This window comes from Methylobacterium nodulans ORS 2060 (assembly GCF_000022085.1).
GTDB classification, from domain to species: domain Bacteria; phylum Pseudomonadota; class Alphaproteobacteria; order Rhizobiales; family Beijerinckiaceae; genus Methylobacterium; species Methylobacterium nodulans.
Window position 1 is genome coordinate 4,221,583 of sequence record NC_011894.1, and the last position, 21,204, is coordinate 4,242,786.

Consider the following 21,204-nt stretch of genomic DNA (forward strand, 5'->3'; position numbering starts at 1 on the left):
TCGAATCGTTCGATGATCCTCGACGCCCCGACCCTGATGGCCGTGACGGTGTTCGTCGCCCTTATCGTCGGGATGCTTTTCCTGCTGTCGTGGGGACAGGCGCGGCGAACGCAGGCGCTCGCCGTCTGGGGGCTCGCGCATCTGATCGGCGCGGGGGGCTCGGCCCTGCTCTGCGGGCGGGGCGTCATCCCGGACTGGCTGTCGATCGGCCTCGCCAACACGCTGCTCCTCCTGGCCTATGGGATGATCTGGAGCGGCGCCCGCAGCTTCGAGGGCCGCCGGACCGCGCCCACCGCCCTGATGGCGGCGCCCGCCCTTTGGATTGCGGCCTGCCTCGTGCCCGCCTTCTACGAATCGGTCACCGCGCGGGTGATCCTGGCCTCGAGCGCGGCATCCGTGCTGTGCCTGCTGTGCGCCCACGAATTCTGGCGCGGACGCCCCGAGCCGCTCGTCTCCCGCGGCCCCGCCATCCTGCTCCTCGCGAGCCAGGCGGCGCTATACGCGGTGCGGATCCCGGCGAGCCTCGTCTTTCCGGTGCCGGCGGTGAATCCGGTGGCGAGCCCCTGGGTCGCGGTGCTCTGTTTCGCGGCGCTCCTCTACATGGTGGCGATCGCCTTCCTGTTCATGGCGCTGGCCAAGGAGCGGCTCGAATGGGAGCAGCGGCTCAGCGCGCTGACCGATCCGCTCACCGGCGTCGTCAATCGCCGCGGGCTGGAGGAGAGGGCCTCGGTCCTGCTGGCAAGCGGACGGGCGACGCTCCTCCTGTTCGACCTCGACCACTTCAAGCGCATCAACGATACGTTCGGGCATGGGATCGGGGATGCGGTGCTGGTCGGCTTCTGCACGCTGGCGCGGACACTTCTGCCGCCGCAGGCGGTGTTCGGCCGCCTGGGCGGCGAGGAATTCGCCTGCGTGCTGCCGGGCGATTCCGCCGCGGAGCCGATCGCCGAGACGATCCGGCATGCGCTGGCGGGCATGCGCGCCGAGTGCATCCCGAACCTTCGGGTGACGGTGAGCGTCGGAGCCGCGCGCGGCGAAGCGGGGCTCGACGCACTCCTCGAACGCGCCGACAGGGCGCTCTACCGGGCCAAGCGCCTCGGGCGCGACCGCGTGGTGTGGGACGGGCCGGCGCCGCGTCCCGTCCGGGAGATCAGCGCCGCTTCATGAGGTCGGAGAGGGCGGCCTCCTCGGCGGCCGAGAGCGCGGCGGGCGGGGAGGGCCTCCGGCGGCGGGTCCGCAGCCACAGCCCCAGGCCCCCGAGCGCGAGCACCAGCGGAGGGGTGAGCCAGAGCAGGGCCGTGTGCCAGGCCAGTACCGGGCGCAGGAGCACGAATTCCCCGTAGCGCCGCACGACGTAGTCGACGACCGCCTTGTCGTCGTCGCCCTGGCGCAGCCGCTCGCGCACGATCAGGCGCAAATCGCGGGCGAGCGGCGCGTCGGAATCGTCGATCGACTGGTTCTGGCACACGAGGCAGCGCAGCCCGGCCGAGATGTCCCGCGCGCGCGCTTCGAGTTTGGGATCCGCCATCACCTCGTCCGGCTGCACCGCATGCGCGGCAGAGGAGAGGGCGAGGAGCGAGAGCAGCGCCAGGGAGGTCAGGACGGCTTTCGGGCGGGACATCGGGCTACTCCGCCGCCACGGGGGTCGTCGGGGCCGGGGCCTGCGCGCGCGACCGGCTCCTGGCCGGGGCGCCGATCCGGAAGCGCCGGTCGGTGAGCGACAGGCCGCCGCCGAGGGCCATCACCACGGCGCCGAGCCAGATCAGCAGGACGAGCGGCTTGTAGTAGAGCCGGATGCCGAGCGCCCCGTCCGGCTGGCTCTCGCCGACGCTGGCATAGACCTGGCCGAGGCCGAGCGTGAGCAGGCTCGCCTCGCTCACCGCCATGTTGCGGGTGCCGTAGAAGCGCTTGCCCGGCTCCAGCCGGCCTTCGAGCGCGCCGTCGGAGCCACGGATGGCGAGCTGGGCCACCGTCTCGGTGTAGTTCGGGCCCGTCCGCGGCACCACGCCGGTGAGCGTCGCCGTGTAGGGGCCGGCCGTGAGGGTGCCGCCGCGCGGGACGGTGGCGAGGGCCTCGACGCTCCAGGCCTGCGCGGCGATGCCGATCACCGTGAGCCCGACGCCCGCATGGGCGAGTGCCGTGCCCCAGGCCGAGCGCGGCAGACCCGTGGCGCGGCGCAGCGACAGGCCGAGCGAGCCTCCCTTCGCGCGCGTCACGATCTCCATCACCGCCCCGACGACCAGATAGGTGCCGAGCCCGACCCCTAAGGGGGCGGCGACCGGCCCGCCGGCGCGGATCGCCAGGAGCCCGAGCACCGCCAGAATCCCGGCCGCGACCCCGACGAGGAGGCGCTGGGCCGCAGCAATGAGATCGCCGCGCTTCCAGGCGAGCGTCTGCCCGAAGGGCACAGCCAAGAGGAGCGGCACCACGAGCGGCAGGAAGGTGAGGTTGAAGAAGGGGGCGCCGACCGAGATTTTTTCCGCCGTCAGCGATTCGAGCACGAGCGGATAGAGGGTGCCGACGAGGACGGTGGCGCAGGCCGCCGAGAGGAAGAGGTTGTTCAGCACCAGCGCCCCCTCGCGGGAGATCGGCGCGAACAGCCCGCCCTGCCGCAGGCTCGGCGCCCGCCACGCGAACAGCGTGAGGGACCCGCCGATGAACAGGACCAGGATGGCCAGGATGAAGGTGCCCCGCGCCGGATCCGTCGCGAAGGTGTGGACCGAGGTCAGCACCCCGGAGCGCACCAGGAAGGTGCCGAGCAGCGACAGCGAGAAGGTCAGGATGGCGAGGAGCACCGTCCAGACCTTGAGCGCGTCGCGCTTCTCCATGACGATCGTGGAGTGGATGAGCGCGGTGCCGGCGAGCCAGGGCATCAGCGAGGCGTTCTCGACCGGATCCCAGAACCACCAGCCGCCCCAGCCGAGCTCGTAATAGGCCCAGTAGGAGCCCATCGCGATGCCGACCGTGAGGAAGCACCAGGCGAGCAGCGTCCAGGGCCGCACCGCCCGCGCCCAGACGGCGTCGAGGCGCCCCTCGATCAGGGCCGCGATGGCGAACGCGAAGGTGATCGAGAAGCCGACATAGCCCAGATAGAGCAGCGGCGGGTGGATCGCGAGGCCTGGATCCTGGAGGATCGGGTTGAGGTCGCGGCCCTCGACCGGCGCCGGGTTGAGCCGCGCGAAGGGGTTCGACGTCGTCAGGATGAAGAGCAGGAACACGAAGGTGATCGTGGCCTGAACGCCGAGCGTGTTGGCCCTGAGCGTCGCGGGCACCGAATCCCGGGCGAGCGCCACGATCGCCCCGAACAGTGCCAGGATCAGCACCCAGAGGAGCATCGAGCCCTCGTGATTCCCCCAGACGCCGGAGATCTTGTAGACCATCGGCTTGAGGGCATGGGAATTCTCGAAGACGTTCAGGACCGAGAAATCCGAGGTGACATGCGCGAAGGTAAGGGCGCCGAACGCGAAGGCGATGCAGACGAAGCTCGCGAGCGCCGCCGGCACCGCGACGCCGCGCAGGACCGGATCGCCGGTGCGCGCGGCCCAGACCGGCATTACCGCCTGCGCGAGCGACAGGGCGAGCGCGAGCGCAAGCGCGTAGTGACCAGCCTCGATGAGCAAGGGAGAAGCCTCTTTTCAAGTCCCGCCGCGGCCCGTCCGCTGCCGGCCCGCCCGTCGCCTTCTAATCCGGTTGATCCGTCCCGCCGCGACGATGTTTCGCCGCACGGACAACCGGTCACTGCTGCCGGAGCGCCGGCTTCTCACCGCTTGCCGTCTGCGGTGCGGGCGCCGTCCCGCCCGGATGCTTGGCCTCGCCCTGCCAGTGCCCCTGCTTCTTGAGGGCATCGGCCACCTCGCGGGGCATGTAGGTCTCGTCGTGCTTGGCGAGCACGGTGTCGGCCCGGAACATGCCGCCGGGCTCGAGCATCCCCTCGGCGACGACGCCCTGGCCTTCGCGGAAGAGATCGGGGAGCAGCCCCTGATAGCGCACCGGCACGGTGGCACCATTATCGGTGACCACGAAGGCGACCCGCCCGTCGGGACCGCGCTGCACGGACCCCTCCTGCACGAGGCCGCCGAGACGGAAGCGCACGCCCGGCGCCACCGCCTGGCTGGCGATCTCGCTCGGCGACCGGAAGAACACGATGGTGCCGCGCATCGCCCACAGGACGAGGCCGAGCGCCACCGCGAGTACCGCCCCGCAGACGCCGATGAGCATCAGCCGACGCTGCTTGCGGGTCACCGGCGGACCTCCGGCTGATCGGCGGCAGGGGGCGTCGGAACCATCAGGAGCGTCTCCCGGCTCGTTGTCACGCACGGACCTCTAGACTACCGCGCACAGGCGCAAAACCCGCAGCGACCTGTTGGCCCTGCGACATCATACCAACGGCCCAAGATGCTGCCGCGCATGCTCACGCATCGGGCCGTTGACCATCTCGGATTTTCGATGCCAAGCCCAAAGGCTTTGTGGAGAGGCTTGGCGAAAATCCGAGAACGGAACCACCGGTCATTTTCAATGACCGTTGGTATCAGGGGGAGGACAGGCCGATCTCGCGGGCCACGGCCTCGACCGGCGCGGCCTTGTCGCCGAGCGCGGCCCGCGCCCGTGCGAGGGCATCCGCGGCCTTGTCGCGCTCGCCCATGACCCCGTAGGAGCGCACCAGTCGCGCCCATTCCTCCGGGCTGCCGCCTTCGGCCGCGAGGCGCTGGTCGAGGCCCGCGACCATGCCGCGGATGGCACTGCGCTGGTCCTCGCCGGGGGCCGGCTTGGCTTCGGCCGCCGAGGGCGTCCCGCCGAGGCGCCGGATGCTCTCGCGCAGGAGCGGCATCCAGGGCGCGTCGGCCGGAGAGGCCTCGGCGAGCGCCGTGTAGCGGGAGAGGGCGAGGTCGCGGTTGCCGTCCTGCTCGGCCGACCGCGCGAGATAGAATCGCGGCTTGACCCCGCCCGGATCGGCGGCGAGCGACTGCTCGAAGGCCGTGCGGGCCTTCTGCGTCACCATGCCGTCGCTGCCCGCCACCAGGGCTTCGCCGTAATCCGCGAGGCGCGGCGCGGTCTCGCCGAGGATCCGCAGGGCCGATTCGTAGGCCCTGATCGCATCCTCCGTGCGCCCGAGCCGGAGATAGACCGGCGCCAGCACCTCCCAGCCGCGCCCGTCCTCCGGGTGCTTGGCGAGGTGGGTCTCGATCTGAGCGACGCCCGCCGCGAGGTCGCGTCCCGCATCCCGGGCGGTGGCGAGGCGCTCAGCCTGGGGCCGGGCCGGCAGGCCCGGCGACCCGTAGAGGCCGTAGACGAGCAGCGCGATCAGCGGCACGGTCGAGAGCGCGAAGGCGGAGGCGGCGCGGCGGTGCCGCAGGGCCGGCTCGCCGACCCGCGCCACGGCCGGATCGCCGAGCGTGCGGCTGGCGCGCAGGAGCCGGCGGGCGGCCTCGGCGCGGGCGGCCTCCGCCTCCTGCGGCGTGATGAGGCCGCGGGCCGCGTCCCGCTCGATGTCGCGCAGCTGGTCCTCGTAGAATTCGGTCTCGGTCGCCAGTACCGAGTCCGTGCCGCCTTCCGGCAGAGCCGGATCGGGCCGGCGCGAGAGCGGCCAGAGCAGCGCGAACACTGCTGCCCCGGTCATCAGCGCGAAGAGGAACCAGATCGCCATCATCTGGTCCCTCTAGCTCCCGGGCTGAAACGACACGATTGCGCCGCGCGGCGACACGGTGTCACGCGAGGCGCCGCGCCGGCGGCGCATGGCTGGCCTGCCCATGGGGCAACGCTGCATTGCGCAACGCATTGTGCAGTGCAACGTTGGCCCCGGTCCGACTCGACCGCCGCCTCGCGGCCGGCCGGGCCGCCCAGGAGCCGTTCCGCCCGCATGTCCTACGTGCCGCCCCAGACCTTCCGCTCTGCCGGGGGCGATCCCCCCGCGCGCCATCCCGCCCTCGTCCTGCTCGCGCTCGCCATGGGCGGCTTCGCGATCGGGACGACGGAATTCGCGGCGATGAGCCTGCTGCCGGCCTTCGCGCCGGATCTCGGCATCGACGCGGCGACCGCGAGCCACGTCATCAGCGCCTATGCGCTCGGCGTGGTGATCGGCGCGCCGGTCATCGCGGTCCTCGCCGCCCGGGTGGCGCGGCGCAGGCTCCTCGTCGGCCTGATGGTGCTCTTCGCCCTCGGCAACGGCCTGTCCGCCCTCGCGCCGGATTATCGGGCGATGCTGATCTGCCGCTTCCTCGCCGGGCTGCCGCACGGGGCCTATTTCGGGGTGGCCTCCCTGGTCGCGGCCTCCCTGGTGCCCGTCGAGCGGCGGGCGCAGGCGGTGGCGCGCGTGCTCGCCGGCCTCACGGTGGCGACCATCGTCGGCGTGCCGCTCGCCACCGTGATCGGGCAGGTGGCGGGCTGGCGCTGGAGCTTCGCGCTCGTCGCCCTGCTCGCCCTCGCCACCGCCGCTCTGGTGCGCTGGTTCGCGCCGCTCGGCCGGCCCGCTACGGGGGCGAGCGCGCTGCGTGAACTCGGCGCGCTGCGGCGCGGGCAAGTCTGGCTGACCCTTGCCACGGGCGCCATCGGGTTCGGCGGCCTCTTCGCCGTCTACACCTACCTCGCCTCGACGTTGCTGACGGTCACGGGGGCCTCGCCCGGCATGGTCCCGCTCGTGCTCGGCCTGTTCGGGCTCGGCCTGACGATCGGCAATCTGGTCTGCGCCTGGGCGGCGGACCGCGCGCAGATGCAAGCCGCCGGCCTCACCCTCGCGGGGAGCGCGGCGGCTCTGGCGCTCTATCCGGCGGCCACGGGCAGCCTGTGGACGCTTGCGCCCGTGGTGTTCCTGATCGGCTGCGGGGGCGGGCTCTCCACCATCCTGCAGACGCGGCTGATGGACGTCGCGGAGGATGCGCAGACCCTGGCGGCGGCACTCAACCATTCGGCCTTCAACGTCGCCAACGCCCTTGGTCCGTGGCTGTCCGGCCTCGCCCTGGCGCATGGCCTCGGGCTCCCGGCGACCGGCTGGGTCGGGACGGCGCTGGCGCTCGGCGGCCTCGTCATCTGGGCGGCCTCGCTGCTTGCCGAGCGCGCAGGCAGCCGCGGGGTGCGGGCGATCGGCGCGGCGGCCGAGTAGAGGGGCGTCGCGGGCCGTGAGGGATTCGCGCTAGGCCCTGGGGCTCGCGTCGCCCGGGATCTCCACCACGGCCCGCAGGCCGCCCAGGCTCGCCGCCTCCAGGCGCAGGCGCCCGCGATAGAGCGTGGCGAGATCGGCGACGATCGACAGGCCGAGACCGGAGCCGGGCTTGGTCTCGTCGAGGCGCCGGCCCCGCTTGAGCACCGCGACGCGGGCCTCCGGGGGGAGGCCCAGGCCGTCATCCTCCACGGCGATGATCAGATGCGGATAATCGCCCTGGCCGATCACCTCGGCCCGGATCGCCACCCGCCCGGCGGCCCATTTCGAGGCGTTGTCGACGAGGTTGCCGATCATCTCCTCGAAATCCTGCCGCTCGCCGCGGAAGCGCAGGCCCGGCGTGATCGCGACGTCGAAGGCCAGCGTCTTGTCGCGGTAGATCTTGCCGAAGGTGCGGATCAGCGCCGCGACCACCGGCTCCACATCCGTGAAGGTGCCGAGCGTCCCGGCGAGTGCTGCCGCCCGCGCCCGGTCGAGGTGGTAGTTGACCTGGTCGCGCATGATCGCGGCCTGCTCCCGCACCTTGACGGCGAGTTCGCTCGACGCGTCGTTGGCATCGACCTCGTTCACAATGATGCTGAGCGGCGTCTTGAGCGCATGCGCGAGGTTGCCGACCTGCGTGCGGGCGCGCTCCAGGATCTCGCGGTTGGTCTCGATGAGGAGGTTCACCTCGCCCGCGAGCGGAGCGATGTCGCGCGGGTAGTCGCCCGTGATCCGGTCGGCCTCGCCGCGGCGGATGGCCCCGAGCGCCGCCCGCAGCTTGTTGAGCGGGGCAAGGCCGAAGCGGATCTGCAGCAGGGTCGTGAGCCCGAGCGACAGTCCGAGCATCGAGAAGGTCGTCGTCAGCGCCACCGTGAAGCGGCGCATGTCGGATTCGATCTCGTCCGAGGGGCCGGCAACGCGCACGAGGTAGCGTCCCTCCTCGCCGAGATCGACCGTGCGCTCGATGATGCGCAGCGGCCGCTCGTCCTGGGCGCGGCCGTAGCCCTTGCGGAGCTGCCCGGCCCCGGCCTCCCCGACGGCGTTGTCGGGCGGCGGCAGTGGCACGCCGACGAGCGAGCGCGAGGTGCGCAGGTCGCGCGGCTTGGCATTGGGGCGCCCCACCTGCCAGTACCAGCCCGAGAGCGGCAGGTCGAAGCGCGGATCCCCCAAGGCCCCGAAGGCCTTGCCCTCGGTGTCGCCGGGCGAGACGAGGTTCGTGGCGAGGTCGTTGGCGTAGACGATCAGGCGGCTGTCGAAGGCGCGCTCCGTCGTCTCCCGGTAGAGGGTCGAGAGGATCAGGCCCGCGATCAGCAGGATCAGGGCGCTCGACAAAAGCGCCGAGACCGCGAGGCGGACCGAGATCGAGCGGCGCCGCCAGGACCGCCAGAGATTAGGGCGGACCGGGGCCGCGGTCTCGGTTTCCGGGCCGACGCTGCCCGCGATGCCTCGGGCGGGCGCGTTCATGACGGGGCGGAGCCGGCGCCGGGATCGATCAGGTAGCCGAGGCCGCGCACGGTCTGGATCAGATCGACCGCGAGCTTCTTGCGCAGGCGCCCGACGAAGACCTCGATGGTGTTCGAATCACGGTCGAAATCCTGGTCGTAGAGATGCTCGGTGAGTTCCGCCCGGGAGACCACGCGGCCGGTATGATGCATCAGGTAGGAGAGCAGGCGGTACTCGTGCGAGGTGAGCTTGACCGGGCTGCCGTCCACGAAGACGCGGCCCGAGCGGGTATCGAGGGTCACCGGACCGGCGCTGATCTGGCTCGACGCATGGCCCGCAGCCCGCCGCAGGATGGCGCGCACCCGGGCGAGCAGCTCCTCCATGTGGAAGGGCTTGGTGACGTAATCGTCGGCGCCCGCATCGAAGCCGTTGACCTTGTCGCTCCAGCGGTCGCGGGCGGTCAGGATGATGACCGGCGTCTTCACCTGCGCCCGGCGCCAGCCGGACAGCACCGTCACCCCGTCCTGCTTCGGCAGGCCCATGTCGAGGATGATGCAGTCATAGGGTTCGGTCTCGCCGAGGAAGGCGCCCTCCTCGCCGTCGAACGCCTTGTCGACGGCGTAGCCCGCCTGTTCCAGGGCGGTGACGACCTGCCGGTTGAGATCCCGGTCATCCTCGACGACGAGCAGACGCACGGCGAGCCTCGTTCACTAGCGCTTGTCCTGAAGCGGCGGAATCCGGTTTTCCGTCCGGACACGCGACACATCAAGAGCTTAGAGGCTCCGGGGCGCTTTCGGAAGCGCCCCGGAGCCTCGGGACGATCCGTCCGGCCGCGCGCGGATGCGGCCTCACCATTGGCCGGCCACCCGACCCGACCGGGCATCGACCACGACGTGCACGAATTGCCCGTCCCGGCGCAAGGCCGTCAGCATGTAGACCAGCGCCTCGTCCCGGCGGCAAAGATTGGCCCGCACGATCTCGGCCCGCGGCACCGCCGCCTGCGCGGCGCGGATCGCCGCGACCGGCTCGACCACCCGCTTCTCGGCCACCGCCTCGCGCAGGTCGCCCGGCGAGAGGCAGGTATGGGCCGCCTGCGACAGCCGCAAGGCCGGCACGGGCGCCGCCACCGTCGCCGTCTCCGTCGTGTCCTGAGCGAGCGCATACCAGCTCATCGCTCCGATGAGGCCGGCGGCTCCGACAGACAGGATGAGAGCGGCGTAACGCATGTCCGGACCATCGGGCTGCAGCACTGAATGCGGCCTGAATGAGGTATCGGCGGAAGACCCGCCGGTCTGCCTTGAGAATTTCGCCTGTCGACCCGGACCGATGGCGGCGATCATGGTTAGCAATTGGTCAACGGCTTGCACCGAGTTTCGTCCCGATCGGAACGGCGGGGGCACCGGGAAGGGCACATGGCGGAGAGGCGACGTCTGGAGACGCGGCTTCCCTTTAGGAGCGCAGGACCGGCCCTGCTGCTCGGTCTCGCCTGCGGACTCGCCAGCGGAGCCGCGGCCGCCGCGCAGGATGCCGAGCGGCCCCTGCTGCTGCGCATCCATCCCCGGGGCGAGTCTTCCATCCTGTCGGATGGAGACGACGAGGCCGAGACGGTTCGCCGGGCCATTGCCGCGCGGGAGGCCTTCGAGGCGCGGATCACCGCCAGGGCTCGGCGGGCGATCGCTTCGGTCTGCACCGGGTGCCTCGCGCCCGAAGCGCCGGTGACGGGATCGATTGCACCGCTTCGGCCTTGACGGTGGGGTCTCGCTTGCGGCTTGACGGCTGTGCGGTGCGACAGTCACCGTCACGGACCAACCGGAAACCGCATGATATCACTTCGGGCCTGCGCGGCGATCTCCGGACGGGGCCGCAGCCTGATGCCGGACCGATCAAGACGAGCCGATGCTGCGCCGCGTTCCACGATTCCTCTCGGATGACCTCAAGCGCTCTGCTCGGGACGGCCGCTTCATCGGCCGCATGGGGCTCCGGTGGGCCGCTCCTTGCCTGGCTGCGGCGCTGGTCCTGGGCTCCGGCCTGCTGCCGGCCCGGGCTGTCACGGGCGGCCGCGACGATTCCGCGAGCGGTCTCGCCCGTGCCGCGGTGATGGTGCTGTCGTCGCGCGGCGGCGTGTGCAGCGGCGTCGTGCTGGCACCCCGGATCATCCTGACGGCCGGCCATTGCGCCGCGGGGCCGGCGGAGCACAGGGTGCATTTTCGCGATGAGGCCGGCCAGCCCGTTCTCCTGCCGCTGGCCGGGACGGCGGTGCATCCCGGCTACGACGCGGGCGCCATCGCGGCCCGCCGGCGGTCGATCGATCTCGCCCTCCTGCGGCTGGCCGAGCCTCTGCCCGCGCGGTTCGCCGCGGCCGCGCTGTCCGAGGAAATGCCGCGCGCCGGGACGCGCCTCACGCTCGGCGGATACGGCCTCGCCCGGCCGGGCGACGCGCGCAGCAGCGGAACGTTCCGGACGGCGGCCCTGCCCGTCGTCGAGCCTCACGGCCAAAGCCGCATCCTGGTCTGGCTGAAGGATACGGGCGATCCGGTCGGGGCCTGCGAGGGCGATTCGGGCGGGCCGATCGCCGCCGAGACCCGGATCGTCGCCGTCACCACCTGGGCGAGCGGCGCCAAGGGGTGTGGCGGATTTTCCCAGGGCGTGCTCCTCGGGCCACAGCGGGCCTGGATCGACCGCATCGCGGCCGAATGGGGCGTCGCCGTCCGCTGGGAGTGAAGGTCCGCTTATGCCGGCGCAAGGATCCGGCAGCCCGACCGGTCGGTTGTTCACGACTCTGTTTACGCTGCGGCGCTATTGTCTCGGAACCGGCAACAGCCTGCGAGACTTCCCTTGTCGAGCGTGGCCGGAGGCTCCACAGTTCGACGCATGCACTTCGTATCTGCCAGCCTGAATTCCCGCCTCGCCGTCGCCGCGCTCGGTCTGTCCCTCGCCGGGTGGCCGGGCGGTGCGAGAGCCGTCGTTCTCGGAGAGATCGCCCGAGATCCCGACGGCCTGCGCGGCTCCGTCGTGCGCATCGAGAGCACGAGCGGCGAGATGTGCTCCGGTTCGCTGATCGATCAGGATCTCGTGCTGACGGCCGCGCATTGCGTCATGCACAAGGCCGGCTACTGGGTGGTGGTCACGGACCGCTCCTTCCGGCAGCGGCGCCTTCGGGCCATCGCGGCCGCGATGCATCCGGACTTCGTCGCCGGCACCACGCCGGAGGATCAGCCGGGCACCGACCTGGCGATCCTCAAGCTGAGCGAGCGGCTCGGGCCCGACTTCCAGCCCCTGAGCACCCGGGGCGGAGGCGGCCTCGCCGCCGGAGAGGCGGTGGCGATCGCGGGCTACGGCGTCGTGGCGGAGAATCGCCGCAGCACCGCCCGGGTGCTGCGACAGGCGCGCCTCGTCTCCCTGGGCGACCTCAAGGTCGCCAATACCGTGACGGTGGTGGCCGACCGGCGCAGCCTCGCGGAGACCGCGGGGGCGGGCGCCTGCCTGGGGGATTCGGGCGGCCCGATCCTGAAGGGCGGCCCCGGGGGCTATCAACTCGTCGGCGTGGTGAGCTGGTCGAGCGGCGCCGCCCAGCAGGGGCGCGTGCGGACCGCCTGCGGCGGCTTCACCGCCGTGACGCCGATCGCCCGCCACACCGACTGGATCGCCGCCCGGATCGATGATTTCTCGCATTACCGGCCGGGCGACCCCGCGCAGTCGCGCAGCCTGCGCGGCAATCCGGCGGACTGGACGGGCGGGCGCTGATCCAAGGCCGGCGCGCAAGCTTGACGGCTGAAGAACCGTAGTCCTATCGGGAGACCTCATGGAGGGCGGCATCCGTTCACGATGGAACGGATGCCGCCCGAGGTTTCTGAGTTTGTCGCATTCTTCTGCGACGAACCGGGATCCGCTTCGCCGGAAAATGCTCCAGGAGATCCCATGACCAACGCCGTCCTTGCCGTCGCCCGCCTGCTCGTCGTGGCGCTGTTCCTCTGGTCCGGATTCGGCAAGCTGATGAATCCGGGGATGGTGGCCGGTGCCATCTCGGCCAAGGGCCTGCCGGCGGCGGAGATCCTCGCCTACCTGACCATCGCGGCGGAGCTCGGCCTCGGCCTCCTCATCGCGCTCGGCTTCTACGCGCGGGCCGCCGCCGTGGCGCTCGCCGCCTTCACCGCCCTCACCATCGTGTTCTTCCACAATTTCTGGTCGATGACGGGCGACGCCGTGCGTGCGAATCAGATCCAGGCAATGAAGAACGTCTCGATCATCGGTGCGCTCCTGATGATCGCCGCCGTCGGTCCCGGCCGCCTCGCGATCAACCAGCGCTAACACCCGTTAATCAGGGGGAACGGCCATGCGGCCGGCACGTTGATCGCGCTCCGAGGGAGAGAACCGGCAGAGCGGGCAAAACGCACATGGCCGCAGACATATCCTCGCCCGAGGCGGCTCCGCCGACCGGCGTCAGCGCGGCCTTCCGTCTCTTCGCTGATGGGGCGCCCCTTCTGATCTGGCGCACCGACCCGCAGGCACGCTGCATCTACGTCAATCCGGCTTGGCTCGCGTTCCGGGGCCGGCCCGTCGCGGACGAGCTCGGCTCCGGCTGGAAGGACGGCATCCATCCCGAGGACCGCGACGGGCACGAGGCGGTCCTCGCCGCCGCCCATGCCGACCGCAGCAGCTTCACGGCCGAGTACCGGCTGCGCCGCCACGACGGCGATTTCCGCTGGATGCTCGGCCAGGGCGCGCCGCTCTACGAGGGCGGCGCCTTCCAGGGCTATTGCGGCTCCTGCTTCGACATCACCGACCGGCGCCGGGCCGAGGAGCACGCCGCCCACGCCGCCGTCGAGAAGGAGGCGCTGCTGGCGGAAGTCTATCACCGCGTGCGCAACAACCTGCAGGTGATGGTCAGCCTGATCGGCCTCTACGGCCGCGCGGCGCCGGGCGAGTGCCGGCCCGCCTTCGATGCGCTCGGGCAGCGCGTGCGGGCCATCGCGCTCGTCCAGCAGCATCTGCACGAGGCGCCGGCCATCGCCAGCATCGACCTTGCCGAGTACCTTGAGCGGCTCGGCCATGGCCTCTCGCAGATGCGCCGGGCCGGCCGGATCGTGGTCGATGTCGCGGTCGAGCGCACGGCCCTGCTCCAGCCCCGCACCGCGAACGCCCTCGGGATGATCCTGGCGGAGGTGGTGGCGGAGGGGCTCGACGCCACGCCCGAGACTGCGACCTGCTTCACCTCCGTGCTGATCCCGGCGGGTGCCCCGGAGGAGCCGATCCGCGTGCGGATCATCGCGAGCGGGATCGGGAGCGGGCTGGTCTCCGCCGCGCCCCCGAAGCTCGGGCCCCGGCTGATCGCCGCCTATGCAGGGCAGGCCGAAATCACCGCCACGGGCGAGGCGACGCCGGAATCCCCCCTGGAACTCCACCTGCCGGAACCCCCGTGAGGCGCGGGTGGCGCGGCGCCGGGCGGATGCTTATATCCCGGCCATCGCCCCGAAACCCCGTCGAGCCATGCTGCCGCCCATTGCCGAGATCGTGGACAATTTCGCATTCCTTGAGGAATGGGAAGATCGCCATCAGTACCTGATGGAACTCGGCCGCAAGCTCCCGCCGCTGCCGGAGGAGGCCCGCACCGAGGCCAACAAGGTGCGCGGCTGCGTGAGCCAGGTCTGGCTGGAGACGCTCGTGGACCGGGCCGGCGGGACGCCGCGCCTGCATTTCCGCGGCGACAGCGATGCCCACATCACCAAGGGCGTGGTAGCGGTGCTGATCGCCTTCTTCGACGGGCGCCCCGCGGCGGATGCCGCAAAGGCCGATGCGTTCGGGCTGTTCCAGAAGCTCGGGCTCTCCGAGCACCTGACGGCCCAGCGGTCGAACGGCGCACGGGCCATGATGGAGCGGATGCGGTCGGACGCCGCCCGGGTGGCGGAAGCGGCCTGACCGCCGCGGTCACACCGTCACCCGGCTCCCTGCCGCCTGCGGCAGCGTTCATACCTTGCCGCATGCCGCCTATGGCGGCACATGGCAGGCATTCGCGATCGACCCGGTGGCCCGCATGACCTCGTTCCTTCGACCCACCCTTCCGCCTCCGACGGCGCCCGTGCGGCTGCATGCCGTCACGGTTCATGGCCGCACCGTCAGCGATCCCTATGCGTGGCTGAAGGCCGAGAACTGGCGCGAGGTCCTCAAGGATCCGGCGGCGCTGCCGGACGAGATCCGCCGGTATCTGGAGGCCGAGAACGCCTATGCGGAAACGGCGCTCGCCGGCACCGGCCCCTTGCGCAAGGCGCTCGTCGCCGAGATGCGGGCGCGCATCCGCGAGGATGACGGCAGCGTGCCCGATGTGGATGGGCCCTTCGCCTACTACACGCGCCATCGGGAGGGCGGGCAGCATCCGCTCGTCTGCCGCCGTCCCTCCGCGGGCATCGCGGAACTGCCGGTCGACCGGCTCGCCGGTGAGGGCGAGGAGATCCTGATCGACGGTGATCGCGAGGGCGAGGGTCATGCCTTCTTCGACCTCGCGGACGCGGCCCATTCGGACGACCATGCCCTCGTCGCCTGGAGCTCGGACACCAAGGGGTCGGAACTCTACACCATCCGGGTCCGCGACCTCGCCACCCGCCGGGACCGCGAGGACGCGGTCATCGCCACCACCGGCGAGGCGGTCTGGGCCGCCGACGCCACCGCCTTCTGGTACGTCGCCGTCGACGAGAATCACCGGCCGGCCAGGGTGAAGCTGCACCGGCTCGGCACGCTGCAGAGCGAGGACGAGATGGTCTATGAGGAGCCGGATTCCGGCTTCTTCGTCCATATCGACCAGACCCAGTCCGGCGCCTTCCTGACCATCACGGCGAGCGACCACGAGACCGCGGAGGTCCACCTCGTCGACCGGGCCCGCCCGGGCACCGCCTACCGGACGGTGGAGCCGCGCACGAGCAAGCTGATCTACTCCGTCGAGCATCGCGGCGACGAACTCTTCATCCTCACCAATGCGGACGGGGCGGAGGACTTCAAGATCGCGGTCGCCCCGCTCGCCGAACCCGGCCGGGCAAATTGGCGCGACCTCGTCCCGCATCGGCAGGGCGTGATGATCCGCTTCCAGCACGTGCTGGCGCAGCACCTCGTGCGGCTGGAATTGGAGAATGCGCGGCCGCGCCTGATCGTGCGCGAGGCCGCGACGGACGAGGAGCACAGCGTCGCCTTCGCGGAGGAGGCCTATTCCCTCGGTCTCCTGCCAGGTCTTGCCTTCGACACGACCGTGATCCGCTTCGTCTACTCGTCCCTGACGACGCCGGCCGAGACCTACGACTACGACGTCACCACCCGCACCCGCCTCCTGCGCAAGCGCCAGGACGTGCCGAGCGGCCACGATCCGGCCGCCTACGTCACGCGGCGGCTGTTCGCGACCGCGCCGGACGGCGAGAGCGTGCCGATTTCGCTCTTCCACCGCCGCGACTGTCCGCTCGACGGCACGGCGCCGCTCCTTCTCTACGGCTACGGCTCCTATGGCTCGCTGATGTCGGCGAGCTTCCGCACCAACCCGCTCTCGCTCGTCGATCGCGGCTTCGTCTATGCCATCGCGCATGTCCGGGGTGGGACCGAGAAGGGCTGGCGCTGGTACCTCGACGGCAAGCGCGAGAAGAAGCCGAACACCTTTTCCGATTTCGTCGCCTGCGCGCGCGCCCTGATCGCGGCGGGCTACACGTCGGCGGGCCGCATCGTCGCCCATGGCGGCAGCGCGGGCGGCATGCTGATGGGGGCGGTCGCCAACCTCGCGCCGGAGCTTTTTGCCGGCATCGTCGCCGATGTACCTTTCGTCGACGTGCTCAACACCATGCTGGACGGCAGCTTGCCGCTCACCCCGCCGGAATGGCCCGAATGGGGCAATCCCGGCGCGGACCCGAAGGCGTTCGAGACCATCCTGTCCTACTCGCCCTACGACAACCTTCGGGCGACGGCCTATCCGGCGATCCTGGCGCTCGGCGGGCTCACCGACCCGCGCGTCACCTACTGGGAGCCCGCCAAATGGGTGGCTCGCCTGCGCGCCACCATGACGGGGGGCGGCCCGGTGCTGCTGCGCATCAACATGGAGGCCGGCCATGGCGGCGCCGCCGGCCGCTTCGACCGGCTGGAGGAGGTGGCGCTGATCTATGCCTTCGCGCTCGCCGTGGTGGGCAAGGCGGGGGAGGGGAGCTGAGCCCCGGTTCTTCGAGGCGCATCGCCGAGGGGCGCCGGCCTCACGCCAGCTCGACCCGGAAGACCTCGCGATAGGCGCGCCGTCCCTCGGGCGTGACGGCCAGGGCCCGTGATCCCGCCTGCCGCCGGATCCATCCCTGCGCGAGCCCGTGCGTGCAGAGCGCGGCGCCGAGCCGTCCCGCGAGATGGGGGCGGCGCTCGCTCCAGTCGAGGCAGGGCCGGCAGAGCGGAACGGCGCGGCCACGATGCGGCGGCACGGACAGGTCGAGGCCGAGCGCGGTCAGCCGCGACAGCCCTTCGGGCGTCACGAGGCCGGCCTCATCCCCGAGCTCGATCCAGCCTGCCGCCGCGAGCGCATCCGCGAGCGCGACGCCGAGCCGGCCGGCGATGTGGTCGTAGCAGGTTCGGGCGAGCCTCAGCCGCTCGTCCCGCGGTCCGGTCCGGGGCGTCGCGGCGGCAGTGCCTGCGACCTGCATCAAGCTCTCCAGCAGGCGCGCCACCGCGGGCGCGGCGAGGCGGTGATACCGATGCCGGCCCTGGCGCGTGACCGCGAGGAGGCCGGACGCGGTGAGCTGCGCGAGGTGGCCGCTGGCGGTCTGTGGCGCGATGCCGGCCACTGCCGCGAGTTCGCCCGCTGACAGGGCTCGCCCGCCCATGAGCGCCTGCAACATGGCGACCCGGGCGGGATCGCCGATCATCGCACCGATTTCCGCGATCGAAGCCGTCGTCACCATGGCGCAACCCTCCGGCGCCGGAGGTAGCACGGCCGCGGCGGCGACGCTTCGGCCGCCGCCGTACCGTTCGGAGACGAGAGGGCGCGGGCGGCGCGGGGAACCCCTCTCCCGTGCGGGAGAGGGGTTCCCCGCGCTTGTCTCGTCTCGGAAGGAATCAACCGGGAGGCGTGAGGCCTCCGGCGAGACCCGGGATCGGGAGCCTAGTTGCCCTCACCCTCCTCCTCGCCCTCGATATGCTCGACCGAGACGACGCGCTCGTCCTTGGCGGTGTTGAACACCGTCACGCCCTGCGAGGCGCGGCCGACGATGCGGATGTCGTCGACGGGCACGCGGATGAGCTGCCCGCCATTGGTGACCAGCATGATCTGGTCGCTCGGCTCCACCGGGAACGAGGCCACGAGGTGGCCGTTGCGGGCATTGACCTCCATGGCCTTGATGCCCTTCCCGCCGCGTCCGGAGATCCGGTACTCGAAGGACGAGGTGCGCTTGCCGAAGCCGCGCTCCGAGAGGGTGAGCACGAACTGCTCGGCCGCTCCCATGTCGATGTAGCGCTCCTGGCCGAGATCGATCGAGGCCGTGGTCTCCTCGCCATCCGCCTCGGGCGCCGTCGGCAGATCGACCGCCTCGCCGGTGGCGCGCCGGTCCGCATTGGCCCGCCGGAGATAGGCCTGCCGCTCCTCGGGCGTCGCCTCGAAGTGGCGCAGGATCGTCATCGAGATGACCCGGTCGTCCTTACCGAGATTGATGCCCCGCACGCCCGTCGAGTCGCGGCCCTTGAACACCCGCACGTCGGTGACCGGGAAGCGGATGCACTGGCCCGCCGCCGTGGTGAGCAGGACGTCGTCGGCCTCGGTGCAGATCTCGACATGGACGATGTGGTCGCCCTCGTCGAGCTTCATGGCGATCTTGCCGTTGCGGTTCACCTGCACGAAGTCGGAGAGCTTGTTGCGCCGCACGTTGCCGCTCGCGGTCGCGAACATCACGTCGAGGGTCTCCCAGGACGCCTCGTCCTCCGGCAGCGGCATGATCGTGGTGATCCGCTCTCCCGCTTGGTCGAGGGGCAGGATGTTCACCAGGGCCTTGCCGCGGGCATTGGGCGCGGCGAGCGGCAGCCGCCAGACCTTCTCCTTGTAGGCCTGCCCCTGCGAGGAGAAGAACAGCACCGGCGTGTGCGTGTTCGCCACGAACAGGCGGGTGACGAAATCCTCGTCGCGCGTCGTCATGCCGGAGCGGCCCTTGCCGCCGCGGCGCTGCGCCCGGTAGGTCGAGAGCGGTACGCGCTTGATGTAGCCCGCATGGGACACGGTCACGACCATGTCCTCGCGCTGGATCAGGTCCTCGTCCTCGACGTTCGAGTCCCAGTCCTGGATCTCGGTCTTGCGCGGCGTCGCGTATTCGGCGCGAACCTCGGCAAGCTCGGCCTTGACGATGCCGAGGATGCGGGCGCGGGAGCGCAGGATGTCGAGATAATCGGCGATCTCGTCGGCGAGTTGCTTCAGCTCGTCCCCGACCTCGTCCCGGCCCAGGGCCGTCAGGCGCTGGAGGCGCAGGTCGAGGATCGCGCGGGCCTGCGCCTCGGACAGGCGGTAGGTCCCGTCATCGGCGACGCGATGGCGCGGATCGTCCACGAGCGCGATGAGCGGCGCGATGTCGGCGGCCGGCCAGTCGCGGCTCATCAGGGCCTCGCGGGCGCTGTTCGGATCCGGCGAGGTGCGGATCAGGCGGATCACCTCGTCGATATTGGCCACCGCGATGGCAAGCCCGCACAGGACGTGGGCGCGCTCGCGCGCCTTGCGCAGCAGGAACTTGGTGCGCCGGGAGACGACCTCTTCGCGAAAATCGATGAAGGCCTGGATCAGGTCCTTGAGGTTGAGGAGCTCCGGCCGGCCGCCATTCAGCGCCACCATATTGCAGCCGAAGGAGGTCTGCAGCGGCGTATACCGGTAGAGCTGGTTGAGGACGACATCCGCCATCGCGTCGCGCTTCAGCTCGACGACGATGCGCATGCCGTCGCGGTCGGATTCGTCGCGCAGGTCCGCCACGCCCTCGATGCGCTTCTCGCGCACGAGGTCGGCGATTTTTTCCACGAGCGAGGCCTTGTTCACCTGATAGGGGATCTCGGTGAAGACCAGCGCCTCGCGCTCCTTGCGGATCTCCTCCACATGCGACTTGGCGCGCATCACCACCGAGCCGCGCCCGGTCATGTAGGCCGCGCGGGTGCCGGCGCGCCCGAGGATCAGGCCGCCTGTCGGGAAATCGGGCCCCGGGATGATCTCGTTGAGCGCCTCGATGGTGAGGGATGGGTCGTCGATCAGGGCGACGCAGCCGTCGATCACCTCGCCGAGATTGTGCGGCGGGATGTTCGTCGCCATGCCCACCGCGATGCCGCCGGCCCCGTTGACGAGGAGGTTGGGGAAGCGGGCGGGCAGGACCGCCGGCTCGTCCTTCGACTCGTCGTAGTTCGGGTTGAAGTCGACGGTGTTCTTGTCGATGTCCTCCAAGAGCGCCATGGCCGGCTTGGCGAGGCGCGATTCCGTGTAGCGCATCGCCGCCGGCGGATCGCCGTCGATCGAGCCGAAATTGCCCTGGCCGTCCACCAGCATGATCCGCATGGCGAAATCCTGCGCCATGCGCACTAGCGCGTCGTAGATCGACTGGTCGCCATGCGGGTGATACTGACCCATCACGTCGCCGACGATGCGCGCCGACTTGACGTATTTGCGGTCCGGCAGGTAGCCGTTCTCATACATCGAGTAGAGGATGCGGCGATGCACGGGCTTGAGCCCGTCGCGCGCATCCGGCAGCGCCCGGCTCACGATCACGCTCATGGCGTAATCGAGGTAGGAGCGGCGCATCTCGTCGGTGATGGAAACGGGCTTGATGTCGCTGGCGGGCGGAGGCGCGCCGGTCTCGTCGTTCTTCTCTGCCAAGGTCACACTCTCGCGGGGGCCGACAGGGCCGCCCTGCAAATAGCCGATTTCCGGCCCAGCCGCCACCCGCGTGACGGCTGCCGGAAACTATGAGAATTCAAGGTTTTAGATGGTGTGTGCGAGGGCGCTCCGCAAGCCGGGCCTGCCTGCCCGGATCCGTCTTCGGCCGCCGGGGCTGCACACCCCTGGCAAGCCTGACCGCACAATCGGACGATCAGGCGGGGCGGTCCTCATGGGCTGCCCCGCATTGGATGTCAGTCGACGGTGGCGGCCGCCTTGGCGATGTGGGACGACGCTTGGTGGCGGCGCCGGATCAGATCGGCCAACTGGTCGACCTCGTCAGTCGTGTTGAACAGCCGAGGAAGAGCTCATTCCCGCCGAGATCGTCGAGCGCCTGCTCAGCGGCGCGAACCGAATCCGGGTCTGGCGCGAGTACCGCGGGCTGACCGCCAAGGCGCTTGCCGAGAAGGCGGGGATTGCGCAGCCCTTCCTGTCGCAGATCGAGACGGGCCGCCGGGAAGGCACGATCGACACGTTGCGCAAGCTGGCCCAGGCGCTCAACCTCACCTTGGACGATCTGGTCGGCTGACCGCATCAGCGCATGCCCGCCAGAAAGTCGGCCCGGGTTTCAAGGGTGCAGCGACAGTTCACGGTCTCGGCCGCCGGGGCATTCGAATCGCCTGGGTAACGCAGCCGCGGTAGCGAGCGCTGGTCGCGCGAGGAGCCGCTACGTTTCACCTGGGGAGGATGGGGCGGCGGCAAAGATCTGCCGGAGGCTGTGGCCTCTCTG

19 protein-coding genes are annotated in these 21,204 nt (G+C 70.9%); 9 read left to right on the top strand and 10 right to left on the bottom strand.

What is annotated here, in order from left to right:
- Positions 1-12 precede the first annotated feature (12 nt).
- Positions 13-1,167: a GGDEF domain-containing protein gene (locus tag MNOD_RS19620; RefSeq protein ID WP_015930691.1), complete on the top strand. Its 1,155-nt coding sequence runs from the start codon at positions 13-15 to the stop codon at positions 1,165-1,167.
- Here the strand turns inward: MNOD_RS19620 and MNOD_RS19625 are convergent.
- The 4 genes from MNOD_RS19625 to ccmI all read right to left on the bottom strand — a co-directional run bounded on the left by MNOD_RS19625 (position 1,151) and on the right by ccmI (position 5,647).
- Positions 1,151-1,621 (bottom strand): cytochrome c-type biogenesis protein, encoded by a 471-nt coding sequence (locus MNOD_RS19625; RefSeq protein ID WP_015930692.1) that lies wholly within the window; start codon positions 1,619-1,621, stop codon positions 1,151-1,153. The genes MNOD_RS19620 and MNOD_RS19625 overlap by 17 nt on opposite strands.
- A gap of 4 nt (positions 1,622-1,625) precedes the next feature.
- Positions 1,626-3,620, bottom strand: a complete 1,995-nt coding sequence (locus MNOD_RS19630) for a heme lyase CcmF/NrfE family subunit (RefSeq protein ID WP_015930693.1) — start codon at positions 3,618-3,620, stop codon at positions 1,626-1,628.
- 115 nt (positions 3,621-3,735) lie between these two features.
- On the bottom strand, positions 3,736-4,242 hold the full coding sequence (gene ccmE / locus MNOD_RS19635) for a cytochrome c maturation protein CcmE (RefSeq protein WP_015930694.1): 507 nt from the start codon (positions 4,240-4,242) through the stop codon (positions 3,736-3,738).
- A gap of 286 nt (positions 4,243-4,528) precedes the next feature.
- Positions 4,529-5,647 (bottom strand): c-type cytochrome biogenesis protein CcmI, encoded by a 1,119-nt coding sequence (ccmI, locus tag MNOD_RS19640; protein WP_015930695.1) that lies wholly within the window; start codon positions 5,645-5,647, stop codon positions 4,529-4,531.
- A 210-nt stretch (positions 5,648-5,857) separates the two neighbouring features.
- Here ccmI and MNOD_RS19645 point away from each other — a divergent pair, with 210 nt between their 5' ends.
- Entirely contained in the window at positions 5,858-7,096 is a 1,239-nt protein-coding gene (locus MNOD_RS19645; RefSeq protein ID WP_015930696.1) for an MFS transporter, read from the top strand.
- Between the two features lie 30 nt (positions 7,097-7,126).
- Here MNOD_RS19645 and MNOD_RS19650 read toward each other — a convergent pair whose 3' ends face one another.
- The 3 genes from MNOD_RS19650 to MNOD_RS19660 form a co-directional block, all read right to left on the bottom strand.
- Complete coding sequence (locus MNOD_RS19650; RefSeq protein WP_015930697.1) at positions 7,127-8,599, bottom strand: sensor histidine kinase; 1,473 nt, start codon at positions 8,597-8,599, stop codon at positions 7,127-7,129.
- The gene (locus MNOD_RS19655) at positions 8,596-9,273 is read right to left on the bottom strand and encodes a response regulator transcription factor (protein WP_015930698.1); all 678 of its coding nucleotides are present in this window, start codon (positions 9,271-9,273) and stop codon (positions 8,596-8,598) included. Before MNOD_RS19655 ends, MNOD_RS19650 begins: the two co-directional genes overlap by 4 nt.
- 153 nt (positions 9,274-9,426) lie before the next feature.
- Positions 9,427-9,804, bottom strand: a complete 378-nt coding sequence (locus MNOD_RS19660) for a PepSY domain-containing protein (protein WP_043749077.1) — start codon at positions 9,802-9,804, stop codon at positions 9,427-9,429.
- A gap of 186 nt (positions 9,805-9,990) precedes the next feature.
- Here MNOD_RS19660 and MNOD_RS19665 point away from each other — a divergent pair, with 186 nt between their 5' ends.
- From MNOD_RS19665 to MNOD_RS19695, 7 genes are all read left to right on the top strand, one after another.
- Positions 9,991-10,326 (top strand): hypothetical protein, encoded by a 336-nt coding sequence (locus MNOD_RS19665; protein ID WP_015930700.1) that lies wholly within the window; start codon positions 9,991-9,993, stop codon positions 10,324-10,326.
- 223 nt (positions 10,327-10,549) lie between these two features.
- Positions 10,550-11,299, top strand: coding sequence for a S1 family peptidase (locus MNOD_RS19670; protein ID WP_043751638.1), 750 nt, complete (start codon positions 10,550-10,552; stop codon positions 11,297-11,299).
- 150 nt (positions 11,300-11,449) lie between these two features.
- Entirely contained in the window at positions 11,450-12,322 is an 873-nt protein-coding gene (locus tag MNOD_RS19675) for a S1 family peptidase (protein WP_015930702.1), read from the top strand.
- A 174-nt stretch (positions 12,323-12,496) separates the two neighbouring features.
- A complete protein-coding gene (locus MNOD_RS19680; RefSeq protein ID WP_015930703.1) occupies positions 12,497-12,886 on the top strand; it encodes a DoxX family protein in 390 nt (129 codons plus the stop codon).
- Positions 12,887-12,972: 86 nt separating this feature from the next.
- The gene (locus MNOD_RS19685) at positions 12,973-13,998 is read left to right on the top strand and encodes a sensor histidine kinase (RefSeq protein WP_015930704.1); all 1,026 of its coding nucleotides are present in this window, start codon (positions 12,973-12,975) and stop codon (positions 13,996-13,998) included.
- 67 nt (positions 13,999-14,065) lie between these two features.
- The gene (locus MNOD_RS19690; protein WP_015930705.1) at positions 14,066-14,494 is read left to right on the top strand and encodes a SufE family protein; all 429 of its coding nucleotides are present in this window, start codon (positions 14,066-14,068) and stop codon (positions 14,492-14,494) included.
- 115 nt (positions 14,495-14,609) lie between these two features.
- Entirely contained in the window at positions 14,610-16,751 is a 2,142-nt protein-coding gene (locus MNOD_RS19695; RefSeq protein ID WP_015930706.1) for a S9 family peptidase, read from the top strand.
- A gap of 40 nt (positions 16,752-16,791) precedes the next feature.
- On the opposite strand, the gene MNOD_RS19700 is transcribed toward MNOD_RS19695, so the two are convergent.
- The 3 genes from MNOD_RS19700 to MNOD_RS50715 all read right to left on the bottom strand — a co-directional run bounded on the left by MNOD_RS19700 (position 16,792) and on the right by MNOD_RS50715 (position 21,009).
- The gene (locus tag MNOD_RS19700) at positions 16,792-17,484 is read right to left on the bottom strand and encodes an ArsR/SmtB family transcription factor (protein WP_015930707.1); all 693 of its coding nucleotides are present in this window, start codon (positions 17,482-17,484) and stop codon (positions 16,792-16,794) included.
- A gap of 200 nt (positions 17,485-17,684) precedes the next feature.
- Positions 17,685-20,414, bottom strand: a complete 2,730-nt coding sequence (gyrA, locus tag MNOD_RS19705) for a DNA gyrase subunit A (protein ID WP_043749080.1) — start codon at positions 20,412-20,414, stop codon at positions 17,685-17,687.
- A 313-nt stretch (positions 20,415-20,727) separates the two neighbouring features.
- Positions 20,728-21,009: a hypothetical protein gene (locus tag MNOD_RS50715; protein ID WP_425277481.1), complete on the bottom strand. Its 282-nt coding sequence runs from the start codon at positions 21,007-21,009 to the stop codon at positions 20,728-20,730.
- Between the last annotated feature and the right edge of the window lie 195 nt (positions 21,010-21,204).

What these genes read in the sequence shown, in the direction of transcription:
- MNOD_RS19620 (WP_015930691.1), top strand. Translation starts at nt 13, where the DNA reads ATGATCCTCGACGCCCCGACCCTGATGGCCGTGACGGTGTTCGTCGCC.
- MNOD_RS19625 (WP_015930692.1), bottom strand. Translation starts at nt 1,621, where the DNA reads ATGTCCCGCCCGAAAGCCGTCCTGACCTCCCTGGCGCTGCTCTCGCTC.
- ccmI (WP_015930695.1), bottom strand. Translation starts at nt 5,647, where the DNA reads ATGATGGCGATCTGGTTCCTCTTCGCGCTGATGACCGGGGCAGCAGTG.
- MNOD_RS19645 (WP_015930696.1), top strand. Translation starts at nt 5,858, where the DNA reads ATGTCCTACGTGCCGCCCCAGACCTTCCGCTCTGCCGGGGGCGATCCC.
- MNOD_RS19650 (WP_015930697.1), bottom strand. Translation starts at nt 8,599, where the DNA reads ATGAACGCGCCCGCCCGAGGCATCGCGGGCAGCGTCGGCCCGGAAACC.
- MNOD_RS19660 (WP_043749077.1), bottom strand. Translation starts at nt 9,804, where the DNA reads ATGCGTTACGCCGCTCTCATCCTGTCTGTCGGAGCCGCCGGCCTCATC.
- MNOD_RS19665 (WP_015930700.1), top strand. Translation starts at nt 9,991, where the DNA reads ATGGCGGAGAGGCGACGTCTGGAGACGCGGCTTCCCTTTAGGAGCGCA.
- MNOD_RS19670 (WP_043751638.1), top strand. Translation starts at nt 10,550, where the DNA reads ATGGGGCTCCGGTGGGCCGCTCCTTGCCTGGCTGCGGCGCTGGTCCTG.
- MNOD_RS19675 (WP_015930702.1), top strand. Translation starts at nt 11,450, where the DNA reads ATGCACTTCGTATCTGCCAGCCTGAATTCCCGCCTCGCCGTCGCCGCG.
- MNOD_RS19680 (WP_015930703.1), top strand. Translation starts at nt 12,497, where the DNA reads ATGACCAACGCCGTCCTTGCCGTCGCCCGCCTGCTCGTCGTGGCGCTG.
- MNOD_RS19685 (WP_015930704.1), top strand. Translation starts at nt 12,973, where the DNA reads ATGGCCGCAGACATATCCTCGCCCGAGGCGGCTCCGCCGACCGGCGTC.
- MNOD_RS19690 (WP_015930705.1), top strand. Translation starts at nt 14,066, where the DNA reads ATGCTGCCGCCCATTGCCGAGATCGTGGACAATTTCGCATTCCTTGAG.
- MNOD_RS19695 (WP_015930706.1), top strand. Translation starts at nt 14,610, where the DNA reads ATGACCTCGTTCCTTCGACCCACCCTTCCGCCTCCGACGGCGCCCGTG.
- MNOD_RS19700 (WP_015930707.1), bottom strand. Translation starts at nt 17,484, where the DNA reads ATGGTGACGACGGCTTCGATCGCGGAAATCGGTGCGATGATCGGCGAT.
- MNOD_RS50715 (WP_425277481.1), bottom strand. Translation starts at nt 21,009, where the DNA reads ATGCGGTCAGCCGACCAGATCGTCCAAGGTGAGGTTGAGCGCCTGGGC.